General features: G+C 63.4%; 26 protein-coding genes and 1 riboswitch. Of the genes, 3 read left to right on the top strand and 23 right to left on the bottom strand.

Translation table 11 applies throughout. The features are described from left to right. Positions 1-7: 7 nt before the first annotated feature. The 5 genes from hpaD to MUU55_RS20485 form a co-directional block, all read right to left on the bottom strand. Positions 8-988, bottom strand: a complete 981-nt coding sequence (gene hpaD / locus MUU55_RS20505) for a 3,4-dihydroxyphenylacetate 2,3-dioxygenase (protein ID WP_244762617.1) — start codon at positions 986-988, stop codon at positions 8-10. 89 nt (positions 989-1,077) lie between these two features. Beyond that, a complete protein-coding gene (gene hpaE, locus MUU55_RS20500) occupies positions 1,078-2,595 on the bottom strand; it encodes a 5-carboxymethyl-2-hydroxymuconate semialdehyde dehydrogenase (protein ID WP_244762616.1) in 1,518 nt (505 codons plus the stop codon). Positions 2,596-2,606: 11 nt separating this feature from the next. Further along, complete coding sequence (locus tag MUU55_RS20495) at positions 2,607-2,993, bottom strand: 5-carboxymethyl-2-hydroxymuconate Delta-isomerase (RefSeq protein WP_244762615.1); 387 nt, start codon at positions 2,991-2,993, stop codon at positions 2,607-2,609. A 73-nt stretch (positions 2,994-3,066) separates the two neighbouring features. Beyond that, positions 3,067-3,579 (bottom strand): flavin reductase, encoded by a 513-nt coding sequence (locus MUU55_RS20490; RefSeq protein WP_244762614.1) that lies wholly within the window; start codon positions 3,577-3,579, stop codon positions 3,067-3,069. 10 nt (positions 3,580-3,589) lie between these two features. Then, positions 3,590-5,149, bottom strand: a complete 1,560-nt coding sequence (locus MUU55_RS20485; RefSeq protein WP_244762613.1) for a 4-hydroxyphenylacetate 3-hydroxylase family protein — start codon at positions 5,147-5,149, stop codon at positions 3,590-3,592. A gap of 95 nt (positions 5,150-5,244) precedes the next feature. Between MUU55_RS20485 and MUU55_RS20480 the strand changes: the two genes are divergently transcribed. Continuing rightward, complete coding sequence (locus MUU55_RS20480; RefSeq protein WP_244762612.1) at positions 5,245-6,126, top strand: helix-turn-helix domain-containing protein; 882 nt, start codon at positions 5,245-5,247, stop codon at positions 6,124-6,126. Here the strand turns inward: MUU55_RS20480 and MUU55_RS20475 are convergent, their stop codons facing one another. Together MUU55_RS20475 and MUU55_RS20470 are read right to left on the bottom strand one after the other, a co-directional pair. Continuing rightward, complete coding sequence (locus MUU55_RS20475; RefSeq protein ID WP_244762611.1) at positions 6,127-6,411, bottom strand: DUF2218 domain-containing protein; 285 nt, start codon at positions 6,409-6,411, stop codon at positions 6,127-6,129. Continuing rightward, the gene (locus MUU55_RS20470) at positions 6,411-6,971 is read right to left on the bottom strand and encodes a PadR family transcriptional regulator (protein ID WP_244762610.1); all 561 of its coding nucleotides are present in this window, start codon (positions 6,969-6,971) and stop codon (positions 6,411-6,413) included. The genes MUU55_RS20475 and MUU55_RS20470 overlap by 1 nt, the downstream gene beginning before the upstream one ends. A gap of 129 nt (positions 6,972-7,100) precedes the next feature. On the opposite strand from MUU55_RS20470, the gene tsaA reads away from it, so the two are divergent. Next, positions 7,101-7,619 (top strand): tRNA (N6-threonylcarbamoyladenosine(37)-N6)-methyltransferase TrmO, encoded by a 519-nt coding sequence (gene tsaA / locus MUU55_RS20465; protein WP_244762609.1) that lies wholly within the window; start codon positions 7,101-7,103, stop codon positions 7,617-7,619. Positions 7,620-7,628: 9 nt separating this feature from the next. Here tsaA and MUU55_RS20460 read toward each other — a convergent pair whose 3' ends face one another. Further along, on the bottom strand, positions 7,629-7,838 hold the full coding sequence (locus MUU55_RS20460; protein WP_244762608.1) for a TOBE domain-containing protein: 210 nt from the start codon (positions 7,836-7,838) through the stop codon (positions 7,629-7,631). A gap of 127 nt (positions 7,839-7,965) precedes the next feature. Here MUU55_RS20460 and MUU55_RS20455 point away from each other — a divergent pair, with 127 nt between their 5' ends. Then, a complete protein-coding gene (locus MUU55_RS20455; RefSeq protein WP_244762607.1) occupies positions 7,966-8,799 on the top strand; it encodes an amidohydrolase family protein in 834 nt (277 codons plus the stop codon). Here MUU55_RS20455 and MUU55_RS20450 read toward each other — a convergent pair whose 3' ends face one another. From MUU55_RS20450 to MUU55_RS20380, 15 genes are all read right to left on the bottom strand, one after another. Further along, a complete protein-coding gene (locus MUU55_RS20450) occupies positions 8,800-9,405 on the bottom strand; it encodes a thiamine phosphate synthase (protein ID WP_244762606.1) in 606 nt (201 codons plus the stop codon). Then, entirely contained in the window at positions 9,402-10,175 is a 774-nt protein-coding gene (locus MUU55_RS20445; RefSeq protein WP_244762605.1) for a thiazole synthase, read from the bottom strand. The genes MUU55_RS20450 and MUU55_RS20445 overlap by 4 nt, the downstream gene beginning before the upstream one ends. Before the next feature lies 1 nt (position 10,176). Then, positions 10,177-10,374 carry a sulfur carrier protein ThiS gene (thiS, locus tag MUU55_RS20440; RefSeq protein ID WP_244762604.1) on the bottom strand — a complete coding sequence of 66 codons (198 nt, stop codon included), beginning with the start codon at positions 10,372-10,374 and terminating at the stop codon, positions 10,177-10,179. Beyond that, positions 10,371-11,351, bottom strand: coding sequence for a glycine oxidase ThiO (gene thiO / locus MUU55_RS20435; RefSeq protein ID WP_244762603.1), 981 nt, complete (start codon positions 11,349-11,351; stop codon positions 10,371-10,373). The genes thiS and thiO overlap by 4 nt, the downstream gene beginning before the upstream one ends. A gap of 2 nt (positions 11,352-11,353) precedes the next feature. Beyond that, complete coding sequence (thiC, locus tag MUU55_RS20430; protein WP_244762602.1) at positions 11,354-13,165, bottom strand: phosphomethylpyrimidine synthase ThiC; 1,812 nt, start codon at positions 13,163-13,165, stop codon at positions 11,354-11,356. A gap of 92 nt (positions 13,166-13,257) precedes the next feature. Then, positions 13,258-13,374, bottom strand: a riboswitch (TPP riboswitch). 136 nt (positions 13,375-13,510) lie between these two features. Next, positions 13,511-14,227, bottom strand: a complete 717-nt coding sequence (locus tag MUU55_RS20425; RefSeq protein ID WP_244762601.1) for a Bax inhibitor-1/YccA family protein — start codon at positions 14,225-14,227, stop codon at positions 13,511-13,513. Positions 14,228-14,254: 27 nt separating this feature from the next. Then, positions 14,255-15,028 carry an anti-sigma factor gene (locus MUU55_RS20420; protein ID WP_244762600.1) on the bottom strand — a complete coding sequence of 258 codons (774 nt, stop codon included), beginning with the start codon at positions 15,026-15,028 and terminating at the stop codon, positions 14,255-14,257. After that, entirely contained in the window at positions 15,015-15,560 is a 546-nt protein-coding gene (locus tag MUU55_RS20415; RefSeq protein ID WP_244762599.1) for a sigma-70 family RNA polymerase sigma factor, read from the bottom strand. The genes MUU55_RS20420 and MUU55_RS20415 overlap by 14 nt, the downstream gene beginning before the upstream one ends. 52 nt (positions 15,561-15,612) lie before the next feature. Then, a complete protein-coding gene (locus MUU55_RS20410) occupies positions 15,613-16,050 on the bottom strand; it encodes a YqaA family protein (RefSeq protein ID WP_244762598.1) in 438 nt (145 codons plus the stop codon). 338 nt (positions 16,051-16,388) lie between these two features. Further along, positions 16,389-16,613, bottom strand: a complete 225-nt coding sequence (locus MUU55_RS20405; RefSeq protein ID WP_244762597.1) for a hypothetical protein — start codon at positions 16,611-16,613, stop codon at positions 16,389-16,391. A gap of 105 nt (positions 16,614-16,718) precedes the next feature. Then, positions 16,719-17,444, bottom strand: coding sequence for a TfuA-like protein (locus MUU55_RS20400; protein WP_244762596.1), 726 nt, complete (start codon positions 17,442-17,444; stop codon positions 16,719-16,721). After that, the gene (locus MUU55_RS20395) at positions 17,441-18,670 is read right to left on the bottom strand and encodes a YcaO-like family protein (protein ID WP_244762595.1); all 1,230 of its coding nucleotides are present in this window, start codon (positions 18,668-18,670) and stop codon (positions 17,441-17,443) included. Before MUU55_RS20395 ends, MUU55_RS20400 begins: the two co-directional genes overlap by 4 nt. Then, positions 18,648-18,908, bottom strand: a complete 261-nt coding sequence (locus MUU55_RS20390) for a hypothetical protein (protein WP_244762594.1) — start codon at positions 18,906-18,908, stop codon at positions 18,648-18,650. The genes MUU55_RS20395 and MUU55_RS20390 overlap by 23 nt, the downstream gene beginning before the upstream one ends. Before the next feature lie 30 nt (positions 18,909-18,938). After that, on the bottom strand, positions 18,939-20,753 hold the full coding sequence (locus tag MUU55_RS20385; RefSeq protein WP_244762593.1) for a tetratricopeptide repeat protein: 1,815 nt from the start codon (positions 20,751-20,753) through the stop codon (positions 18,939-18,941). Positions 20,754-20,759: 6 nt separating this feature from the next. Beyond that, positions 20,760-21,203: a helix-turn-helix domain-containing protein gene (locus MUU55_RS20380; RefSeq protein ID WP_244762592.1), complete on the bottom strand. Its 444-nt coding sequence runs from the start codon at positions 21,201-21,203 to the stop codon at positions 20,760-20,762. Between the last annotated feature and the right edge of the window lie 42 nt (positions 21,204-21,245).

Below are 21,245 nucleotides of genomic sequence, written 5' to 3'. Positions count from 1 at the left end.
CACTTCCTTACGGTGCGATGATCGGCTGGGACTTCAGCTTGGCTTCCTCGGGCTCGACGCCGGCAAAGAGGCTGCCGTGCTCGAACCAGGACTTCGGCGCCGCGGCACCCCACAGCGTTTGGCGCTGCGGGTCCTTGAGATCCCACTTGATCGGCTCGAGGTCCGGATCGACGGTTTGGTAGTCCGAGCAGTAAATCTCGATGCGATGACCATCGGGATCGAGGATATAGAGGAAGAAGGCATTGGAGATGCCGTGGCGGCCGGGGCCACGCTCGATGTTGGACACCCAGCCGGTCGTCGCCATCAGGTCGAGCAGATCGATGATGTTGAGCGGCGTCGGCACCCAGAAGGCGGTGTGGTGCAGGCGCGGGCCGCGGCCGTTGGTGAAGGCGATGTCGTGCACGCCGCCCTTGCGATGCGTCCAGGCGGCCCAGAGGCGGCCGGTTTCGGCATCCTCGGTATATTCGGTCACACGGAAGCCGAGCTCGTTGTAGAAGCCGACGGAGGCATCGACGTCAGGCGAGAAGCAGTTGAAGTGATCGATGCGCAGCGGTTTCACGCCGCGATAGAGCGCGTATTTCTGGTGGATCGGCGGCAGGCGGTCCATCTTGGTGTAGAATTCGAGCGGAATGCCCATCGGGTCGCGCGTGCGGAAGGTGCGGCCCTGATAGGGACGTTCGACCCATTCCACCGGCAGGTCCTTGCCCTTGAAGAAATGCGCGGCCTTGTCGAGATCGTTTTCGTCGAAGACCTTGAAGCCGAGGTCGCGGGCTTCCGGCTTGTCGGATTTCTTGAGAACGATGCAGTGGTGGCCGCGCTCTTCCATGGCGCGCAGATAGATCGTGTCCTTGTCTTCGTCCGTCACCTGCAGGCCGAGCGTATCGACATAAAAGGCGCGCGATTTAGCGAGATCGGTGACGCCGAATTCGACGTGGCTGAGGCGCACGATGTTGAAGGGCGGGTAGAGATTGGGCTGCGGTACGGGCATGTTGTCCTCCTCAAGCCCGCCTCGCGAACGAGGACGGGCGCAGTCTTTTGGAATAAGCGGGATGAGCCGCCGAGTTTCGGGCCGGCGGCTTAACCGCCGAGTTTCGGGATCGCGTGGGCGCGGGTGGCGAAGGCGATGTTCTTCGTTTCCATGTAGAAATCGAAGGACCAGTCGCCGCCATCGCGGCCGATGCCGGAATTCTTGACGCCGCCGAAGGGCGTCGGCAGGTGGCGGACGTTTTCCGAGTTCACCCAGATCATGCCGGCATCGAGATGATCGGTGAAGCGGAAGGCACGGGTGACGTCAGCCGTCCAGAGATAGCCCGTGAGGCCGTACTGGACGTCGTTGGCGAGTGCCAGCGCCTCGGCTTCGTCCTTGAACGGGATGGCCGTCAGCACGGGGCCGAAGATTTCTTCCTGGGCGATGCGCATCTGGTTGTTGGCGCCGGTGAACAGCGTCGGCGAGACATAGCAGCCGCCGCCGGGACCGGCGAATTTCTCGCCACCCGCCGCAACCGTCGCGCCCTCGGACTTGCCGATCCCGATATATTCGAGAACCTTCTTCTCGTGCACCGGATGGATCAGCGGACCGACGACGGTTTCCGGATCGAGCGGATGGCCGACCTTGATGCGCTTGGCCTTTTCCGCGACCAGCGCGGTGAATTTGTCGTAGATGCTCTCTTCCACCAGCAGACGGGAAGAGGAGGTGCAGCGCTCGCCGTTCAGCGAATAGATCATGAAAACGGCGGCGTCCGCAGCGCGTTCGAGATCCGCATCGGCGAAAACGACCACGGGGTTCTTGCCGCCGAGTTCGAAATGTACGCGCTTCAGCGTGTCGGCGCCCTGCTTCATGATCATCGAGCCGGTGCGGCTTTCGCCGACGAAGCCGATGGCCTTGATGAGGGGGTGCTCGGTCAGCGCCTTGCCGGCATCCTCGCCGAAACCGTTGACGAGGTTCCACACGCCCTTCGGCAGGCCGGCGCTTTCGGCGATCTCGACGAGCAGGCGCGCCGTGAGCGGCGAGAATTCGGCCGGCTTGTGTACGATGGTGCAGCCGGCGGCGAGCGCAGGCGCAATCTTCCACGTCGAGAGCATGAAAGGCGTGTTCCAGGGCGTGATGATGCCGACGGGGCCGATTGGCACGCGGGTCGTCATGTTGACCTGATTTTCCGTGCGCAGCGTCTTGCCGTCACGGGCTTCCGGCGCACGGTCGGCAAAGAAGCGGAAGTTCTCCGCGCCACGCAGGGCGGCCTTGGCCATGAAACGCAGAGACTGTCCGGTATCCATGCATTCGACGAAGGCGATCTCTTCGGCGCGCGCGACGATGGCGTCGGCAACCTTGTGCAGGAGTTTCTTGCGCGTGTCGCCCGGCATTGCCGACCATTCTGCGAAGGCGGCCTTGGCAGCCTTGGCCGCACGGTCGATATCGGCGGCCGTACCGCGCGCCACCGTCGCCAGCGGCTTCAGGTCGATGGGAGAGATGCTTTCAAAGGTCGTGCCGTCGCCGCCCGCCACATCTTCGCCGGCGATGCGGTTCAGCACGCCCTGTTCCTTGAAGCGGGCGAGATAGGTTTCCGCCTTCGCGATGTTTTCCTGAAGTTTCGACATGATCGTCCCTGTTATTTGCCGCGCAGGCGCGGATGAATAGCGTTCTTCTTCCAGCTCAGCTCCGCGTCGATCTCGCGGATTTCGAGCGAGAGCGCGAAATGTGGCGTCTCGAAAAGGGGAGCGAGCAGCTTGCCCGCCGTGGCAAACAGCGCCTCGCCGGTGCGTTTCTTCTCATCCGCGCTGCGGCCCTTGCCGATGCGGAAATTGAGATCGATGAAGGCGTTTTCCGCCAGCCGGTCGGCGATGGCATAGTGCTCGGCCTTGAGGGCGCGCACGCGCACGGCGCCGATCTCGAAGAGGCCGGTTTCCAGCACCGTTTCGAGAAGTGCCGCACAGAGCGCGTCAAGGTCGGTGCGGCCTTCGAGATTGGCCGAATATTCGACGGTGAGATGCGGCATTGTTCCTCCCGACACGCGATCTTTTATTTAACATGTTAAATAGAGGGGCGCTTGTCAAGCGGTTATATCGCCGTCAACCGCCGAAGCTGCCGGCCTGTGTGGGAACATGCACATAGTTGCGATCAAAGTAGATCAGCGCGTGCCCGTCGCGCCTGCTACGGATGTCCACGACCTCGCCGATCAGGATGTTGTGCGTGCCGACAAGGCGCGCCTCAGTCAGCCGGCAATCGAAGGAAACGATGGCATCGGTCAGCGCCTGGTTGCCGGAAGGCAAATCGGTCCAGTTTGCATCGGCATACCGCGCCTCCATGTCGGCTTGTTGACCGGCGAAGGAGGCGGCCAATGTCTTATGTTCCTGGGTCAGCACATTGACGCAGAAACGGCGGTTCTCGATGAACAGGCCCGTCTGAGCCGAGCGGCTGTTCATGCAGACGAGCAGCGTCGGCGGCTCGTCGGTCACGGAGCACATGGCGGTTGCAGTGAAGCCGCCGCGACCGGCGGCTCCGTTGGTGGTGATCACATTGACGGGCGCGCAGACGCGGGCCATCGCATTGCGGAATTCGGTCTTGGAAACGCCGATGTCCATGGCATGGTCCTCATTCGGCAGCGTTGGGCAGGACGTCGTCGCCGAGCGGCGGCAGCCAGGTGTCGCCCGTCCAGCCGCTTTCGTCGTAATCGGCCATGCACTGGTCGACGAGGGCTTCCATCTCCCGGAGACGCCCGCCGCGTTCGGCGCCCTTCAGCACCTGCAGGCGAACTTCTTCCGGCGCGCCGGCATAGTTCAGCTCGTAGAGCGCATGGCGGCCGCCGAATTCCGTGCCGGTCGCATCCCAGAGCAGCTTCATGATCTTGATGCGCTCGATATGGCCCATATTGTCGGAACCGCGGACATATTGCGCGAGATAACGGTCGATCTCCGGATTGGCGAAATCCTTGGCCGAGGAGGGCAGGTAGATCAGGCCCGAGGCGACGGTACGGCGCACGATGTCGATGACCTTCGGATAGGCCTCCGACATGAAGGTGCGGTAGCAGAGCGCGGCTTCGAGGTTCGGCAGCACCGCGCCGTTCGCCCACGGGATCGGGTTATAGGCCATGGCGTTGGAGAAGGCCCAGAACTGGTGGCGGATGGCGATGACCTCGCCGAGCATGGCCTGGTTGCCGCGGAAGGCATCGCCGCCAGTGGCGCGCAGCGCCTTGGCAAGCAGGCCGGCCAAAAAGTCCATCTTCACCGCCAGGCGCGTGCAGCCCTGGAAGCAATAGCCGTGCATGAAGCCCGACGCCGGGTGGAAGGACAGGATTTTGGCCGCATCGCGCAACACCAGCACGTCTTCCCAAGGCACGAAGACATTGTCGAGCACGAGGATCGCGTCATTCTCGTCGAAGCGCGAGGACAGCGGATAATCGAAAGGATGGGCCGCCGTGTTGGCCGTCTGTTCGTAGGAGACGCGGCAGAACATCTTCACGCCCGGCGCATTCATCGGCAGGATGAACATGACGGAGAGCGACGGGTCCTCGGTGACGGTCGCCGAGCTCTGGGCGAGGAAGTTGTAATGCGTCAGTGCCGAGGAGGTGGCGACGACCTTGGCGCCGGAGACATAGATGCCGGCATCCGTCTCCTTCGTGATGTGCACGAAGACGTCCTTCACGGCATCGGCCGGCTTGTGGCGGTCGATCGGCGGGTTGACGATGGCGTGGTTCATGAAGAGCACGCTTTCCTGCGCGCGCTTATGCCAGGAAAGGGCGTTGTCCTTGAAGGGGCCGTACCAGTCCGCATTGGCGCCGAGCGTGTTCATCAGCGCGGCCTTGTAATCCGCCGTGCGGCCCATCCAGCCATAGGACATACGCGCCCAATCGGCGATGGCGCCCTGCTGGGCGACGAGATCGGCCGAGGAATGGGCGACGCGGAAATATTTGTGCGTGTAGCCGCCGGAGCCGGTATCGGTCGGTAAGGTCAGCCGTTCCTGACGCTTGGGATCGTGCAGCGCATCATACATGCGGGCGATGGAGCGGGCGGAATTGCGCATCGCCGGGTGGGTGGTGACGTCGGCGATGCGTTCGCCGTTGATATAGACCTCGCGTCCGTCTCGAAGGCTTGTAAGATATTCGGCGCCGTTGAACGGCCGGGTCTTTTCGCTGCGATGATCTTCCGCGCGCATAGGGTGGTCCTCCTCAAAAATCCTGACAAATGCTAGGTCGGGGATAGCGGATGCGCCATGGACAAAGCGGGCAATTCGCTGGTACTTTTTCCGGCATGACCACCAGTCGCGATGTCCCTGCCTTTTTCGTCTACGGTGAGCCGAGCCGCGCGCTCGATGTCGGCTTCCTGCATGTCGAAACCGTGATGGAGCGCAAGAGTTTGCATTTCGGGCGGGTCGCGCCGCACAAACATCCGCTGATGGGGCAGCTCACCTATTGGTTTAAAGGGGCGGGGCGCTACCAGATCGAAGATAGGACTTGGAATTTTTCCGCTCCGGCAATCAGCTTCGTGCCGAGCAATGTGGTGCATGGTTTCGAGGTGGACGAACAATCCGATGCCATCGTCGTGTCGATCTCCGACGATCTCCTGCGTGCCATGGCTTCGCAGGTGGACCTGTCGCTGACTGAACCCGTGCTGCTCTCCGGCGAGGCCGATGCGCCGGGATTTTCGCGTATCGGCGCGCTGCTTTATATGGTGATGGACGAATATCGCGGCGGCGCGGCGGCGAGCGAGCGGGTCATGGCGGGGCTGATCGGTGTCGTGCTGTCGCTGATGGCGCGGCTTGGCGGCACGGTCGGCTTCGAGGCGGCGGCGCCCGTGGTGGCGCTCGGGCTGGAGCTGCGCCGGGCGATCGACAGGCACTATCGCGAGGACTGGGCGGTCGGACGCTATGTCGAGACCCTGGCGACGACGCCGCATCTGCTCGACAAGGCGGCGCGCACGGTGTTCGGCCAGACGGTGAAGGATATGGTGCTGGAGCGGCGCCTCTTGGAGGCCAAGCGCCTGCTGCGCTTCACCATCCGCCCCATGGAGGATATCGGCCGGGAGATCGGCTTCGAGGACCCGGCCTATTTTTCGCGTTTCTTCCGCAAGCGCACGGGGGCCTCGCCTACGGATTGGCGCCGGCAGAACTCGGAAGCCGCCGGCGCCGGCTGATCAGGCATTCTGCCAGGTCGGCGACAGCTCCTCGCGGAATGCGAAGCGCACGAGATGGCGGATCACCACGTCCTTCAGCTGTTCCATATCCTCGGCATTGGGTGCCGTGAGGTCGATGCGCAGCGCGCCGTCTTCCGTCTTCAGCCGGCATTCGCCGATGGAGAAGGTAATCGAGCCAGCATGTTCATCGAAGGTGACGGCGAGCTTGTGGGCAAAGTGCTTGCAGAGTTGCTGCAGGTATTTGCTGGCATGTTCGGTCGGGATGGTCGTCGTGCTTGTGGTCATCAGCTTTTCTCCACGGTCTGGGCGGCAAGGTCGAGAGCGGCGGTGATGGCTTCGGCGGAGGTCGCATCGAGATCGCCGCGTCGCAACCGCAGCCGCAAGGCGAGTTTCAGGTTTTCCATGGCGCGAACCACGGGGGCGGGCACGCCCTCACGGCCGCCGGGGCCTCCGCCGCCGGCCCGCGCCATCAGTTCGTCGATGGCGGCGCGGTTGGCGGCCAGGAAGGCCTTGCCCTCCGGCGTGATGCTGTAGCGCTTGCGCCCGCCTTCGGCCGGCTCGATGGCCGCATAGCCCATGTCGTCGAGCCACGAAAGCGTCGGGTAGATGACGCCGGGGCTCGGGCTGTAACTGCCGCCGAAACGATCCTCGACGGTCTTGATCAGCTCATAACCGTGGCTCGGCGCATCCGAGATGATGGCGAGCAGCAGGAGGCGCAGTTCGCCGTAATCGAAGAGGCGCCCGCCATGACGGCCGCCCCGGCCGGGCCCATGATGCCGGCCGCGATGGAGGGGACCCGAACGGTCGTCGGGCGGTGAAAAATGGCGGTGAGGGCCGCATCCCATTCTGTGTCTCATGGTTCCGATATAAATCTCGATATATCGAAAATCAAGATATATCGAGATTTATATCTTTCAAAAGATTTTGCGGGTCGCTATCGTCGTATTCGGAAAAATATAGCGATGGAGATGCCCGTGGTTCGGCTGAACGAAATCCGCGAAAACGAGGTGGCTATTGCAGCGCCGGACGCAATGGATGCGGAGATCGTCTTCATCGGCCGGATTTCGACGCCCTGGACCTCGCGCATGGAAACGCCGCGGCAGGGGCGCCCCGACGGGCCGGTCTGCACGATCGAGATTTTCGAACCCTGGGTGCCGGCGCTGACGGGTGTCGAACGCTATGAACGATTGGAGGTGCTTTACTGGCTGCACCAGTCGCGCCGCGACCTCGTGCTGCAAAGCCCGGCCTCGAATGGCGAGGTGCACGGCACGTTTTCGCTGCGCTCGCCTGTGCGGCCCAATCCGATCGGCACCTCGATCGTGCTTCTGGAGAAGATTGAGGGCAACAGGCTTTTCGTGCGCGGCCTCGATTGCCTCGACGGCACGCCGCTGATCGATCTCAAGCCGGATCGTACGCTGTTCAAGCCGATCGCGCCGCGCCAGAAGGGCGACGACGAGACCGGCGAAGTGCATATGTGCAAGAAGGTCGACTAGGTTGATCCCTCAGTCATCGACGGCCACCATGACATCCGAGGCCTTGATCACCGCATAGGCTTCCTGGCCCGCGGCAAGGCCGAGTTCGTTCACCGCGTCATTGGTGATGGCGGCGGTGACGATCGAGCCGCCGACGTCGATGCGGACATGGGCGGTGGTCGCGCCGAGAATAACCTCGACGATCTTGCCCTTGAGGCGGTTGCGTGCGGTGATCTTCATAATGGTCTCCTCTGGTTTTATGAGGAGATCTAGCGGGGCTCTGGGCGATTGCCAGTTCAATCTGTGTAATTCGTATTTGAATGGATCATTCTTCTGTGCCAGTGTTCGTGCTCCGGAGGAGACCCGAATGATCGTCGATACCCATCTGCATCTCATCTACCGCGACCGGCTCTCTTATCCCTGGCTTTCCAGCGTGCCGCCGCTCGATGCGGATTTCACACAGGACCTTTATGCGCGCGAAGCTCGGCGGCTTGGCATCGTCGCGGCGCTGCATATGGAAGTCGATGTTGCCGAAAGCGACATTGCGCGCGAGACGGACATGGTGAAGGCGCTGTCCGGCGAGGAGGGTAGTCTGCTTGTCGGCGCGATCGCCGCCTGCCGGCCGGAATCGCCGGATTTCCCCGCCTATCTCGAGACGGTTCTGGCCAATCCATTCGTGCGCGGTTTCCGCCGCGTTCTGCATGTCATGCCGGATGACCTGTCAGAAGGCGCGCTGTTCCGGGAGAATATCAAGCGTCTGGCCGGCACGGGCCTCAATTTCGATCTGTGCGTCCTGCCGCACCAGATCGACAAGGCGATCGCGCTGGCCGATCTCGCGCCCGATGTCTCCTTCGTTCTCGACCATTGCGGCGTGCCCGACATCAAGGGCGGCGGTTTCGACGTCTGGAAGGGGCCGGTCACGGAGATTGCGCGCCGGCCGAACATGACCGTGAAACTCTCCGGGATCCCGGCCTATGGTTCGGAAAACTGGACGCTGGAGGATTTGAAACCCTATTTCGCCCATGTCGCCGAAAGCTTCGGTTTCGAGCGCATGGTCTGGGGCAGCGACTGGCCGGTCTGCACGCTGGGTGGCGGGCTTTCCACCTGGATCGGCGCGACGCAAGCGCTTCTCTCCGGTGTGAGTCTTGAAGAGAAGCGCCGCGTGTTTTCCGAAAATGCCCGGCGCCTTTGGAAGCTCTGATCAGCGCCAGCGTGTGGTGCGGGCGATCCATTCGCAGGTGCGGGTTTCCGGGTCTGCATTCAGCGTGATGTCCGTCACCACGGCCGCGCTGTCGGCGCCGTTTTCGAAGACGGCTTGCAGGCGATCCGGGTTAAGGCCGCCGATGGCGACGAGCGGGATCGGTGCGATCCGTGTTTTCCAATCCCGCAGCTTTTCCACCCCCTGCGGCGCCCATTTCATCTTTTTGAGGATGGTGGGCCAGACGGGGCCGAGCGCGATGTAATCGGGTTTTGCGGCAAGTGCCGTGTCGAGCTCGGCCTCGTCATGGGTAGAGAGGCCAAGCTTCAGCCCGGCGGCGCGGATGGCGGCAATGTCAGCCTCCGCAAGGTCCTCCTGCCCGAGATGCACGAAGTCGCACGCCTCCTCAATGGCGATCTGCCAGTAGTCGTTGACGATCAGCTGGCAGCCATGCGCGGCGCAGGTGGCCCTGGCCCGGCGGATGTCGTCGCGCAGGCGGTGCTCCGGCATGTTTTTCATGCGCAGTTGCACGAGCTTGACGCCGACGGGCACGAGGCGGTCGATCCAGTCGGCGCTGTCGACGATGAGGTAGAAGGGATCGAGCTTCACGAGAATACGGCCTTTCCAATGACGGGCGTGGAGGGGACGGCCATGTCGCGCGGTTCCAGCGGCACGGCCTTGTGCGCGAGCCGGCCGGCGGCGATGGCCAGTGCAAAGGCTTCGGCCATCGCGGCGGGATCGCCCGCACCGGCGACGGCGGTGTTGAGCAGCACGGCATCATAGCCACGCTCCATGACGTCGGCGGCATGCGAGGGCCGGCCGATGCCGGCATCGACGATCAACGGCACATCGGGGAAGTGTGCGCGAAAACTCCGGAGTGCCGTCGGATTGACGGGCCCCATCGCCGAGCCGATTGGCGCGCACCACGGCATCAGCACGCGGCAACCGGCTTCCAGCAACCTTTCCGCCACGACCAGATCATCCGTCGTATAGGGGAAGACCTGAAAGCCCTCATCGGTAAGAATGCGGGCCGCCTCGACGAGGCCGAAGACGTCGGGTTGGAGCGTATCGTGATGGCCGATCACTTCGAGCTTGATCCAGTCGGTGCGGAAGACGTCGCGCGCCATCTTGGCGGTCAGTACCGCTTCCTTCACGCTGTGGCAGCCGGCGGTGTTGGGCAGCACGCGCACTCCGAGATCGCGGATCAGTTCAAAGAAGGCACCGCCCGATTTGCCGCCTGATGTCTCACGGCGCAGCGAGACCGTGACGATCTCCGTCTTCGAGCGCCGCACGGCCTCCGCCAGGATGGAAGGGGAGGGATAGCGGGCGGTGCCGAGCAGCAGACGCGACTGCACCGCAATGTCGTAGAGCTTCAGCATGTCAGCCCCCCTGCATGGGCGAAAGGATTTCGATGCGATCATGCGCGCCGAGCGAGAAGCCGGCGCGATCCTCACGGTGCACCAGTTCGCCATTGACCGCCGTCGCCAGCCAGTCGCCTTCATAGTCGAGGGCGAGCAGCAGATCGGCGAGGGTTGTTGCGGCAACGTCCTGTTCCTCGCCATTGATGATGAAGGTCATGAGGCCATCCTTTCGGGTGAGGCATGTTCGGCAAGAAGCCGGCGCGCGACTTCACCGGCCATGGCCGGCGCGAGCAGGAAACCGTGGCGATAGAGCCCGTTCACATGCAGGGTTTCGCCGTCTTCCGTCACCCGCGGCAGATTGTCGGGATAGGCGGGGCGAATGCCCGCGCCGGTGTCGACCAGCCGCGCCTCGCCGAAGGCGGGGTGCAGGCCGTAGGCTGCGTTCAGCAGTTCCATCAGCGAGCGGGCGGTGATGGGGCCGGCATCGTCGCTTTCGATCATCGTCGCGCCGACCATGAAGCGATTGCGCTCGCGCGGCACGATGTAGATCGGGTGGCGCGGATGCAGCAGGCGGACGGGGCGGGAAAGCGTGACGTCGCTGGTTTCGAGCCGCAGCATTTCACCGCGCACGCCGCGCAGATTGGCAAGCCGCCCGATCTTTGCGGCGCCCGTGCAATCGACGATCCTGTCATAGCGGGTCGCATGGCTGCCGGGCCCGAAGAGGAAGCGCATGCGCGCCTCCTCCAGCCCCGCCGTCAGCGCGGAGAGCGCCTTGCCCGGATCGAGATGCGCCTCCTGCCGGAAGAACAGGGCCTTGCGGAAGCGGCCGGTAAGGTCCGGTTCCAACGCTGTGATAGCTTGTTCGTCCAGCCATTCCCAGCCGGTGGTTCGTGTTGCGAAACGCTCGAGTTCACCGGCATCGCGGCCGCTTGCCACGACCAGCGTGCCGCGACGATGCACATGGCCGGGCAATGCCGCCTCCCACCAGTCGGCAGCGAGACGGCCGAGCGTCAGAACAGGTTCCTCCGCGCTTTCCCGCTCGCACCACGGAGCGAGCATGCCGCCGGCAAAACCGGAGGCACCCTGGCCGACCTTTTCGGCCCGTTCATGAATGGTGACGTCGAAGCCGTGGCGGTAGAGCTGCCAGGCGACCGTCAGGCCGGCGACGCCGGCGCCCTTGACGAGGATGCGCATGGTCATTCTCCCGCAAGCGGCATGTAGAGATCACCGCCCTCGCGGAATTTCTGGGCCATCGCCTCCAGCCCCTCCTTCTGCGCTTCGGCTCGGATGTCGTGCGAGATGCGCATGGAGCAGAATTTTGGGCCGCACATGGAGCAGAAATGCGCGACCTTGTGCGCTTCCTTCGGCAGGGTCTCGTCGTGGAACGAGCGGGCGGTGTCCGGGTCGAGCGAGAGGTTGAACTGGTCTTCCCAGCGGAATTCGAAGCGCGCACGCGACAGTGCGTCGTCGCGGATTTTTGCCGCCGGATGTCCCTTGGCGAGATCGGCCGCGTGCGCCGCGATCTTGTAGGTGATGACGCCGACCTTCACGTCGTTGCGGTCGGGCAGGCCGAGATGTTCCTTCGGCGTGACGTAGCAGAGCATGGCCGTGCCGAACCAGCCGATCATCGCCGCCCCGATGCCCGAGGTGATGTGGTCGTAGCCCGGCGCGATGTCCGTCGTCAGCGGTCCGAGCGTGTAGAACGGGGCCTCGCCACAGACCTTCAACTGCTTGTCCATGTTTTCCTTGATCTTGTGCATCGGCACATGGCCGGGGCCTTCGATCATGACCTGGCAGTCCTTTTTCCAGGCGATCTGGGTCAGTTCGCCGAGTGTTTCGAGTTCTGCGAATTGTGCTGCGTCGTTGGCATCGGCAATCGAGCCGGGACGCAGGCCATCACCGAGTGAGAAGGAGACGTCATAGGCGCGGCAGATGTCGCAGATCTCTTCAAAGTGCTCGTAGAGGAAGCTTTCCCGGTGGTGATGAAGACACCATTTGGCCATGATCGAGCCACCGCGCGAGACGATGCCGGTGACGCGGTTGACGGTCAGCGGGATGTAATGCAACCGCACGCCGGCATGGATGGTGAAATAGTCGACGCCCTGTTCGGCCTGCTCGATCAGCGTATCGCGGAAGACTTCCCAGGTCAGGTCCTCGGCGATGCCGTTCACCTTCTCCAGCGCCTGGTAGAGGGGCACGGTGCCGATGGGGACCGGGGAGTTGCGGATGATCCATTCGCGGATGTTGTGGATGTTCCGGCCGGTCGAGAGGTCCATGACGGTATCGCCGCCCCAGCGGATCGCCCAGACCATCTTCTCGACCTCCTCCGCCATGGAGGAGGTGACGGCGGAATTGCCGATATTGGCGTTGATCTTCACCAGGAAATTGCGGCCGATGATCATCGGCTCGGCTTCCGGATGGTTGATGTTGGCGGGAATGATCGCCCGGCCGCTCGCGACCTCCTGGCGGACGAAGTCGGGCGTCACGAAATCGGGGATATGCGCGCCAAAACTTTCGCCGTCGCGGGCAAGCGCCTCTTTCGCAGCTTTGCGGCCGAGGTTTTCCCGGATGGCGATGAACTCCATTTCCGGTGTGATTATGCCGGCGCGAGCATAGGCGAGCTGCGTCACCGCCTTGCCGTCCTTCGCCCGGCGGGGATGGTTGCGGATGGGAAATTCTGGGGTCAGGCGCTCGCCGGTGGCAAAGCCGTTGTCCTCGGGGCGGATGTGGCGGCCCTCGTATCCCTCCGTATCGCCGCGGGCGACAACCCAGCTTTCGCGCAGCCGCGGCAGGCCGGCGTCGATGGCGACGACGTGGTTGGGGTCGGTGTACGGGCCGGAGGCATCGTAGACGATGACCGGTGGTTCGCCTGAGGTCGGGTGCAGTGAAATTTCGCGCATCGGCACGCGGATATCGGGATGCTGGTCGCCGGCAATGTGGATTTTGCGGGACGCGGGCAGGGCACCGGTCGTGACGGTCGGGGTAAGCTTTTGGGCGGCAATATTCATCGTGAGGCTCCAAGTTTTCGGTTGGAGACCCAGTCCTAGAGCCGGAATGATGGAAGGACGCCGGACGCGGACTCCGGGTTTACGGATATCCTGCCACAGCGCTTGCACCGTCCCTACGCCAGTATGAACTGGATCAGGTTCAACGGGTCACTGCGCTGCGAAAGCCAGCAGTATCTCAGCCCCTTGTCGGGACCCCCCTGGTGAATGCCTTAAGCAAAAACGCTGCGGGGCGATTTGTCAACGGGGATAGTTTACGTAAGTGTTTTCTTACGGTTTTTTGCGTTATGTACAAAAAGAAAAGGCGGAGCAAAGCCCCGCCGTTCCCTTTGAAATCATTTGCGAAAACTATTCGCGTTCGCCGGTGAAATTCAGCAGCAGCTGGAAGATGTTGACGAAGTTCAGGTAGAGCGAGAGCGCACCGAACACAGCCATCTTCTGGCTCGATTCCTGGTCGATGTTTTCGGCATACTGTTCCTTGATGTTCTGCGTGTCCCAGGCGGTCAGGCCGACGAAGACGACGATACCGATGACGGAAATCGCGAACTGCAGGGCGCTCGACCCGAGGAAGATGTTGACGATCGAGGCGATGACGACGCCGATCAGGCCCATCATCAGGAACGAGCCGAACTTCGACAGGTCACGCTTCGTCACGTAGCCGTAGAGGCTGGTGGCGCCGAACATCGTGGCGGCGATGAAGAAGGTGCGCGCGATGCTCATGCCGGTGAAGACGAGGAACACCGAGGCGAGCGACAGGCCCATGACGGCGCAAAAGGCCCAGAAAGTCATCTGTGCGGTGCTGGCCGACATCGTCTGGATCTTGAACGAGAAGAAGAAGACGAAGGCGAGCGGGGCGAGCATCACCACCCACTTGAGCGGCGAGGAGAAGATCGGCACGTAGAGCGCCGGCGTCGAGCCGACGATGAAGGCAACGAGGCCGGTGATGACGAGGCCGGCGCCCATGTAGTTGTAGACGCGCAGCATGTGCTGGCGCAGGCCCTCGTCGAAGAGGGCGGCCGACTGCGCCTGCGCGCCATAGCCAAATCGCTGTTGTACGGGTTCCATCTGAAATCTCCTTCTGGAAACGGTTGATCAGTAGAGCGTGCGGGAAAGATCCCGCGCGGTTTCGGCCAGGTCGTCGGCCTTGCGGCTTTCCGACACCAGCGCATAAGCAACATCGCCGATCTGCCAATAGGCAGCGCGGGCATTGTCTGCGTGGAAGAGCAGCACGTGCTGCACGGCGAACGAGCCGGGGCGGACGGCGAAGAGCGACAGGCGCTCATCCTTCCGGGGCTCCAGCACCAGCTCGACGCTCGGGCCGTAGGCGGAGGGGAAGACCTGCGTATCGACCACGTTCCAGCCCTTCGGCAGGTCCGGCAGGACGATCGCCGTCGCAGACCGGATTTCGGCGGGGTCGAAGCTTTCCGTCTCCGGCTGCGACACCATGGAATCGCGCAGAAGCGTCGTCTTGTGCGCCCGCACCGCCTCCTCCACGAAGGCGGGCGGCGGTGTCGATGCCACCACCTCGCTCGCGCCGAAAGGTCCGAAGGCGGCATGGGCAACCCAGCCGGCGGCGACGAACAGCGCGATGGTGGCGGCGCGGCGCAGGAAACCGAAGACGCGGCGGCGCGAGAGCGCACGTTCGAGCAGACGCGCGGCCTCGCGCGTTTCCTGCCGTGTCACGGTGCGGTGATCGGCGAGTGCCAGGCGCAACTCGTCGCGCACCCTCAGGTCCTTCATGATCTGGGCGGCGGTATCGGGCCGTTCCGAGAGATAGGCTTCCACCTCGATGCGCCGGCCGACGGCAAGCTGGTCGTCGACATAGGCGTTGAGATCGGCCTCGAGGATGGGGTCATTGCTTGTCATCGCCAGTGCCTCCGACGATCTTGAGATGGGTCACGGTCGCGGCCGGGCCGCTCTGTTCGAAGGAGCGCAGCCGTTCGCGGGCGCGGGCGACGCGCGACATCAGTGTGCCCACCGGAATTTTCAGCGTATCGGCCGCCTCCTGATAGGAAAGCTCTTCGATGGCGACGAGATGCAGCGCCGCTCGCTGGTCTTCCGGCAGGCCGAAAAAGGCGTCACGAAGCTGCGTCAGCCGCACCGAATGATCCTGGTTCGCCGGCATCGTGCGTTCGGCGAGCTCGGCGGCTGCATCGTGGCGACGTTCCAGAGAGCGGCGCTGGCGCAGACGATCGATATGCGCATTGTGCAGGATGGACATCAGCCAGTTGCGCACATTGGCGCCGGTGCGGAAGCTCGATTGCCGCTCATAGGCTTTCACCAGGGCATCGTGCACCAGGTCTTCCGCCTCGTCCGGATTGCGGACGAGCGACAGGGCATAGCGCCTGAGCGCTGCAAGCTGTCCGATCACGTTGAAGCCGGGTGTCTTTCCGTTCATGACCCAATATACGAAAGCTGCGCGGCACTCATTCCATCATCGGCGAAAAAAATCAGAACCAATGCAGGACAAAGGCGGCGAGCACGACGTAGCGGCCGAACTTGGCAATGGCGACGACGAGGAGGAAACGCGCAAACGGTTCGCGCATGATGCCGGCGGCCAGTGTCAGCGGATCGCCGACGATCGGCAGCCAGCTGAGAAGCAGGCTCCACCAGCCATAGCGGCGATACCAGCGTCCGGCACGCTCGAGGCTCTTGGCGCCAACCGGGAACCAGCGGGCATGACGATGGCGTTCGACGCCCCGGCCGAGCAGCCAGTTGACGACGGCACCGAGCACATTGCCGGTACCGGCGACGAGGATGAGCAGGCCAGGAGCATAGTCGCCGCTGGCGAGCAAGCCGGCAAGCACCGCTTCCGATTGCGCGGGCAGAATGGTTGCGGCAAGGAAGGCCGCGAGAAAGAGGCTGCCATAGGCGGCAAGGGCGCTCATGGCCAACGAGGCCGTGTTACGCTGGGATGATGCTCCATCCCGTAGCCTTGCTGCCAGCCCTTTGGGCCGAATCGGGTCGTGCCGGCCTGATCCAACATGCCATTCTTCCTTGCGGACGCCGGAATGGCCGTCTCGTGCTCCGACCTAAGCGGTGCTTGCGCCCTCGAAAAGGTGCAAAGCGCACTTTGCCGGCTCGAAGAGAATGGATGACGCGGTTGTGAACGGTTAGAAGGCGCTTCCCCATCGGCGACACAGAGAAGTCGGCGCGGGCTCGCATTGGGCTGGCCGCGCGCGATCGACGCCGTACGGGGCGTGTGTCGGCTGAGGACGGGTCCTGCTCAGCAGAGCGCCGACCGGTTCATCAGTGTGATATCGCTTGCCGTCAGCGTCATGCGGGCCGGCTCGGCGATCTGCTCGAGTACCGCGTGCAACGCCTTGTCTAGGCAAAATTCCACGATTTCCGCATCCAGCGATTTGGCGGATTCGATTGCAAAGGCCACGAGACGCGCCAGGGCGATCAGTTCGGTGGTGCGGTCTTCCGTTTCCGTGATATCGATGTTCATGTGTCATGCCCCCAGAGAAAAGCCTGTTTCAAGCCCTGACTGAACTATAGGCGTGACTCGGGATTCGCGCGCGTGACTCGAGCGTGACACACGCGGAATGGGAAACTACACGTTTCGCTTCGCTGCGGGTTGATCGGCCGCGCTGCGCCAGAGCGATGTGGACCGAAAGGTCCAGTTTCCCTGTTTGGCAGGGCCTTCCGGCAGAAATGACAACATCGCGGCAACGAGGGCGAGCGCATCCTCGCGCTTCTGGTTCACGGTTGTTGCGTGGAGAAGTTGTAGGAGAGAGGCTTCACTTTCTCTGCTCTCTGCCTTTTTCAGGACCGCCTGCCAGGTCCGATCCTTGTAGAAAAGGCTGCCGGCAACATCACGCAGTCTGGATAGGTCATGCTTATCAATGGCATCGAGCGCCTCCAGCCGGTCCAGCGTGGCGTCGGCATTGACGAGCGGAAGCGATAGTGCGGGATAGCCCAATTCGGCCGGGCCATGCAGCAGGGCCACGTCGGCATCATCGATCCGGCGCCCCGTCGCGTAGTCCTCATAGATGCGGCCGATGCCGAGCATGCCGAACGTATCGCATTCCGCGGCGCGCAGTGCCCCCATGCTGGCGGCACCGAAGACGGTCACGCCGTTGTCAAGCGCGTGCAGAATCTCCTTGTGCCAGACGGGGGCGACATGCTCGAAATTGCCATCGACAATGCCGATTGCCGTGGCGTCTGCTCGCACCGCCGCCAGCACATCGCCGTGTGCGGCCGGTGGAAGCACGCGGATAGCACCGCCACACAGGATGGCTGCATCGGGCAGGCTCGGGCCGACGAAGAGGACTTTCATGCCGAACCGAAGAGCATGCGGGACAGCGCACGCGGGCCGACGGTGTGCCGGCGCGCGCCCTCGGGATTTTCCAGCGCCGGCACGACGATCTTGACGACCGAAACCGGCAGCGAGGCATCGCCCAGAGGCACGGCGAGGACGGGGGTTATGCCGCCGGCCGCCAGCTTGTCGAGGCAGTCAGCAAGGAGGGCTGCGGCATCGCCCTTCGGCGAGGGGTAGGTCCTGGCCGGCCCTGGCTTGGCCTCGAACAGGGCCCGTGTCTCCGGTGCCAGCGATCGGGTGAAGCTCTCGGCGAAGAGGTCGTCGCGCGCGCCGCTGATATAGGTGAGGCGTGATTGTGCGACTTCGGTGAGCGCCCGGATCACGGCACGGGATGCTATCGGATGTGTGCCATAGCCGATCGTCGCATCGTGGAAGAGCGGCTGCTGCTTTTCGGCAAGGCCCTCGTTTGCGAGCACGGCGGCATAGGTGGGGACGGCAAGATCGCTGGTGATGTCGAAGAGTCTCAGATCGAGGCCGGCGTCACGGATGCGGTCCGTAAGCTGCGTGACGACGGGGTCGTCGATGCGGGCCGGATCGATGGCGCAGGCCAGGCGCCGCATGCGCGGCATGAGACGCCAGAGCCGATCGGCATCCCGCTCGATGCGCTCCAGCAGGCCATGCAGAATCGCCTCGCCATCCGAATTGCCGGAGGCCAGGCCATCGGAGGATTGCCAGAAGCGGGGTGTCGGGTTGGTCCGGTCGAGACAGATGGCCTCGCGCGGCATCCAGACACAGGCGCCTGTCACGACATCGTGGCCCGCCAGCCAGTCCAGTTCCTCATCCTCGTCGAGGAACGGTTGGCCGGCCGCAATGAAAATGTCGAGCGGCAGGCAGGCCTCGCCAGCAGCGGCAAGGGCCCGGCGCGAGGTTTTCCGCGCCGGGACGAGCGGATCGCCGGCAACCGCCCGCTCCAGCGCTTCCATGGCGGCGGAGACCTTGGCGTCGATGTCGGTGATGCCCTTGCCCTGGTTGATGACGATGGAACGCGCATTCGGGCTGACGGCGTTCCACACGGGAATGCCGACCCGGTCCAGGCCTGTCAGGCGAGAGAGGCGCGTGACGCCGAACCGAGGCAGCAGTGCCTCGATCCGGCTCCAGGTTTCATCGGGGCCGCAGATGCGGTCCGAGTAGGGATTCACGCTGCGGCCTGTCGAGGCCTCCTCACTTGTCCATGTATCCGCCATCGGCGTCCATGTAGCCGCCACCAGCATCCATGTAGCCGCCGGAAGCGGCGTCCACGGATGTTGCGAGCGCGGCGAGGTTGACACCCTTGGTGATGGTCGCACCCGCCTTGCGCAGGTCGTCGGCCGCCTTCAGGGCGCCGGTTGAAGGTACGGGCAAGGCCGCTACGGTTCCCGCGGTGAAATCGACCACCCAGAGGCCGTCCTCGCCTTCCACACCCAGCACAACGATATTTGCCATGTCGCGATCCCTTTCTATGGAGCGTCGTCGTCAGAAACCGGCCTTCTTCAAGCCCTCGTAATAGTGCTGGCGCTGCCATTCCTCCTTGAAAGGAACGATTGCCATCCAGCTGTCGAGGTCGAAGTTGGGATGAACATTGTAGGTGCGGCGAATGAACTGCCGCGCCTTGCTGGTGTCGCCCAGCATGCCCCAGCTTGCCGCCGCGAGGCGGTCTGTTGGGGAGCGGTCCTTCATGCGGGCGATATAGTCGAGGGCCTGTTCGTAAAGTCCGATGGAATAGCTCGCGCCGGCGGCAATCCAGTAATAGTCGTCCGGCGGAAGGGGATTGAGGTCGATCGCCCGCTGAATCTTCTTCAGGCCGAGGTCCGGGCGCGAGCCCTGGACCAGCGTGTCGGCATAACTCGCAACGACATTCGCATGGTTTGGACTGAGGGTTTCGGCCCGTTCCAGATGCTCGGCACTTTCATCGAACTGGCGCGCATAGAGCTTTGCGACGCCGAGTTCACGATAGCCCGAGGGAAGGTGATCGTCGGTGCGGACGGTTTCTTCCGCTTGCCGTTCCGCCTTCTTCAGAAGGTCTGCGTCGCCACGCGCCGTGACGAGCCATTCGAGGAAGTAACTGCGCGAGAGCCCGCCCATCGCGGGTGCGAAATCGGGCCGCACCTGCAGGGACTCGCGAAAGCTCTTGCGGGCGCGGCGGATGTCGCGCAGGTCGAGCTTCTTCAGAAAACTCTCTCCGATCAGGAAGCTGCGATAGGCGCCGGCGTCCCGTTCGTAGTCCGTGCGAACGAGTTCGTTCCTCTCGATCTGGGTCGCCAATGCACCGGCGATCTGCAGTGCCATCATCTGCCGAGAGCGGGCGAGGCCTTCCGCCGAGAGCGGGAAACGTTCGGCCCAAATCACTTCGTCGCTGCCGAAGAAGATGAGCTGGCTGAAAAGTGTGTGGCTATCGCCTTCGTCGCGCAGGCGCGTCTCGAGGATATAGCTGATCTTGTGTCGCTCATAGGTGGCGGCACGGTCAGCCTGCAACGAGATCTGCGCAGCCGTATGTGGCGCGATGATCGAGATCGAGCGCAGGGCGCACAGGCCGATGGTCACGTCCTCGATCAGGGCTTCGCAGAACCGGGTCGCATTGCGCGAAGTGAAGGAGGTGACCGGCGGCAGCAGCACGACGCGGGGCGGCATCGACCCGGGAGCCGTGATTTCCACCGTGTTCGGGGCCGGGGCCGGCGCCGGAGACCGCAGGGTCATCAACGATGCGGGAACCGATTGCCGGCCGGTCAGTGTCGCCCGGACCTCGTCGTCGTCGGGACTGTTTTCCAGCAGGCGAAGCGCTGCTGCGGAGCGAACCTGTCGCTGGTTTCCAGTGCCGTCGCGCACTGCGCCGTTCAAGAGCGTGCGGCGCAGGAGCGCCATATGCGCGGCTCGCTGCAACGTGATCCAGCTCGTCAGAGCCCTGCCGGGCTGCCTGACATATTTCAGAAAGTCGTCGGTCAAAAGACCCGACAATTCGACAAGGCTTGCACCGTCGTGCACCCGGTCGACATCACTTTCGACAGGCTCGGGGCCGAGCGTGATCGACGCGTCCGTGAAGGTGAGATAAATCCGGCCGAGTTCGCGCTGACGCTTCTGCACCCGCGACACGGTCTGGCGGAGGCTGGCATAGGACGCGGCCATGTTGGCCTCGTCCCAGAAGAGGCCGACCGCCTCGGCGCGCGACATGTGTGTCAGGCCGCGCGTGCGCATATAGCAGAGGATCAGAAGCGCCTTTTCAGGAAAGACGATATCGTTGCCGCCCTCATCGAGCAGGCGCAGATGACCGAACGTCTGCAGCCGTGCCGGCATTTAGGGTCAGATCCGCAGTTCCGGTGCGGTGTCGGTGCGATCGCCCGCCGTGTCGGCGGCGCTTGCCTTTGAAAGCGCGGTCGCGAGCTGGATGATCGACTTGCGCACACCGGCATCCTCGATCTTCAGGAAAGCGCGGTTGAGGTCGAGGCCTTCCTTGGAGGAAACGAAGGTGGAAACGTCGCCCGTCTCGTGTCCGGCGCCTGCGGCGGGCGCACTGCTGTCATCGTCCTGAAAAAAGAAGCTCGGCGGCACGCGGAAGACGTCGGAAATCGCCTGAAGGCGGCTTGCGCTGATGCGGTTGGTGCCCTTCTCGTATTTCTGCACCTGCTGGAACGTTACGCCCAGCCGGTCGGCCAGTGCTTCCTGGCTCATGCCCACCATCAGCCTGCGCAGGCGGACGCGGGAACCGACGAAGATGTCGATCGGATTCGGGACTTTTTTGTTCATGAGACTTTCTCCCCTTGAAGCATGCCGGGGCATGGCGAGATA

It is taken from the genome of Shinella curvata, from assembly GCF_022899935.1.
Lineage (GTDB): Bacteria > Pseudomonadota > Alphaproteobacteria > Rhizobiales > Rhizobiaceae > Shinella > Shinella curvata.
Note: the sequence above shows the minus strand (reverse complement) of the source record. Positions and strands in the feature narration are given on the sequence as shown.

Excerpts from the sequence above, each read along its gene's own strand:
- hpaD (WP_244762617.1), bottom strand. The coding sequence starts at position 988 with ATGCCCGTACCGCAGCCCAATCTCTACCCGCCCTTCAACATCGTGCGC.
- hpaE (WP_244762616.1), bottom strand. The coding sequence starts at position 2,595 with ATGTCGAAACTTCAGGAAAACATCGCGAAGGCGGAAACCTATCTCGCC.
- MUU55_RS20495 (WP_244762615.1), bottom strand. The coding sequence starts at position 2,993 with ATGCCGCATCTCACCGTCGAATATTCGGCCAATCTCGAAGGCCGCACC.
- MUU55_RS20490 (WP_244762614.1), bottom strand. The coding sequence starts at position 3,579 with ATGGACATCGGCGTTTCCAAGACCGAATTCCGCAATGCGATGGCCCGC.
- MUU55_RS20485 (WP_244762613.1), bottom strand. The coding sequence starts at position 5,149 with ATGCGCGCGGAAGATCATCGCAGCGAAAAGACCCGGCCGTTCAACGGC.
- MUU55_RS20480 (WP_244762612.1), top strand. The coding sequence starts at position 5,245 with ATGACCACCAGTCGCGATGTCCCTGCCTTTTTCGTCTACGGTGAGCCG.
- MUU55_RS20475 (WP_244762611.1), bottom strand. The coding sequence starts at position 6,411 with ATGACCACAAGCACGACGACCATCCCGACCGAACATGCCAGCAAATAC.
- MUU55_RS20470 (WP_244762610.1), bottom strand. The coding sequence starts at position 6,971 with ATGGGATGCGGCCCTCACCGCCATTTTTCACCGCCCGACGACCGTTCG.
- MUU55_RS20460 (WP_244762608.1), bottom strand. The coding sequence starts at position 7,838 with ATGAAGATCACCGCACGCAACCGCCTCAAGGGCAAGATCGTCGAGGTT.
- MUU55_RS20455 (WP_244762607.1), top strand. The coding sequence starts at position 7,966 with ATGATCGTCGATACCCATCTGCATCTCATCTACCGCGACCGGCTCTCT.
- MUU55_RS20445 (WP_244762605.1), bottom strand. The coding sequence starts at position 10,175 with ATGCTGAAGCTCTACGACATTGCGGTGCAGTCGCGTCTGCTGCTCGGC.
- thiS (WP_244762604.1), bottom strand. The coding sequence starts at position 10,374 with ATGACCTTCATCATCAATGGCGAGGAACAGGACGTTGCCGCAACAACC.
- thiO (WP_244762603.1), bottom strand. The coding sequence starts at position 11,351 with ATGCGCATCCTCGTCAAGGGCGCCGGCGTCGCCGGCCTGACGGTCGCC.
- thiC (WP_244762602.1), bottom strand. The coding sequence starts at position 13,165 with ATGAATATTGCCGCCCAAAAGCTTACCCCGACCGTCACGACCGGTGCC.
- MUU55_RS20425 (WP_244762601.1), bottom strand. The coding sequence starts at position 14,227 with ATGGAACCCGTACAACAGCGATTTGGCTATGGCGCGCAGGCGCAGTCG.
- MUU55_RS20420 (WP_244762600.1), bottom strand. The coding sequence starts at position 15,028 with ATGACAAGCAATGACCCCATCCTCGAGGCCGATCTCAACGCCTATGTC.
- MUU55_RS20415 (WP_244762599.1), bottom strand. The coding sequence starts at position 15,560 with ATGAACGGAAAGACACCCGGCTTCAACGTGATCGGACAGCTTGCAGCG.
- MUU55_RS20410 (WP_244762598.1), bottom strand. The coding sequence starts at position 16,050 with ATGAGCGCCCTTGCCGCCTATGGCAGCCTCTTTCTCGCGGCCTTCCTT.
- MUU55_RS20405 (WP_244762597.1), bottom strand. The coding sequence starts at position 16,613 with ATGAACATCGATATCACGGAAACGGAAGACCGCACCACCGAACTGATC.
- MUU55_RS20400 (WP_244762596.1), bottom strand. The coding sequence starts at position 17,444 with ATGAAAGTCCTCTTCGTCGGCCCGAGCCTGCCCGATGCAGCCATCCTG.
- MUU55_RS20395 (WP_244762595.1), bottom strand. The coding sequence starts at position 18,670 with ATGGCGGATACATGGACAAGTGAGGAGGCCTCGACAGGCCGCAGCGTG.
- MUU55_RS20390 (WP_244762594.1), bottom strand. The coding sequence starts at position 18,908 with ATGGCAAATATCGTTGTGCTGGGTGTGGAAGGCGAGGACGGCCTCTGG.
- MUU55_RS20385 (WP_244762593.1), bottom strand. The coding sequence starts at position 20,753 with ATGCCGGCACGGCTGCAGACGTTCGGTCATCTGCGCCTGCTCGATGAG.
- MUU55_RS20380 (WP_244762592.1), bottom strand. The coding sequence starts at position 21,203 with ATGAACAAAAAAGTCCCGAATCCGATCGACATCTTCGTCGGTTCCCGC.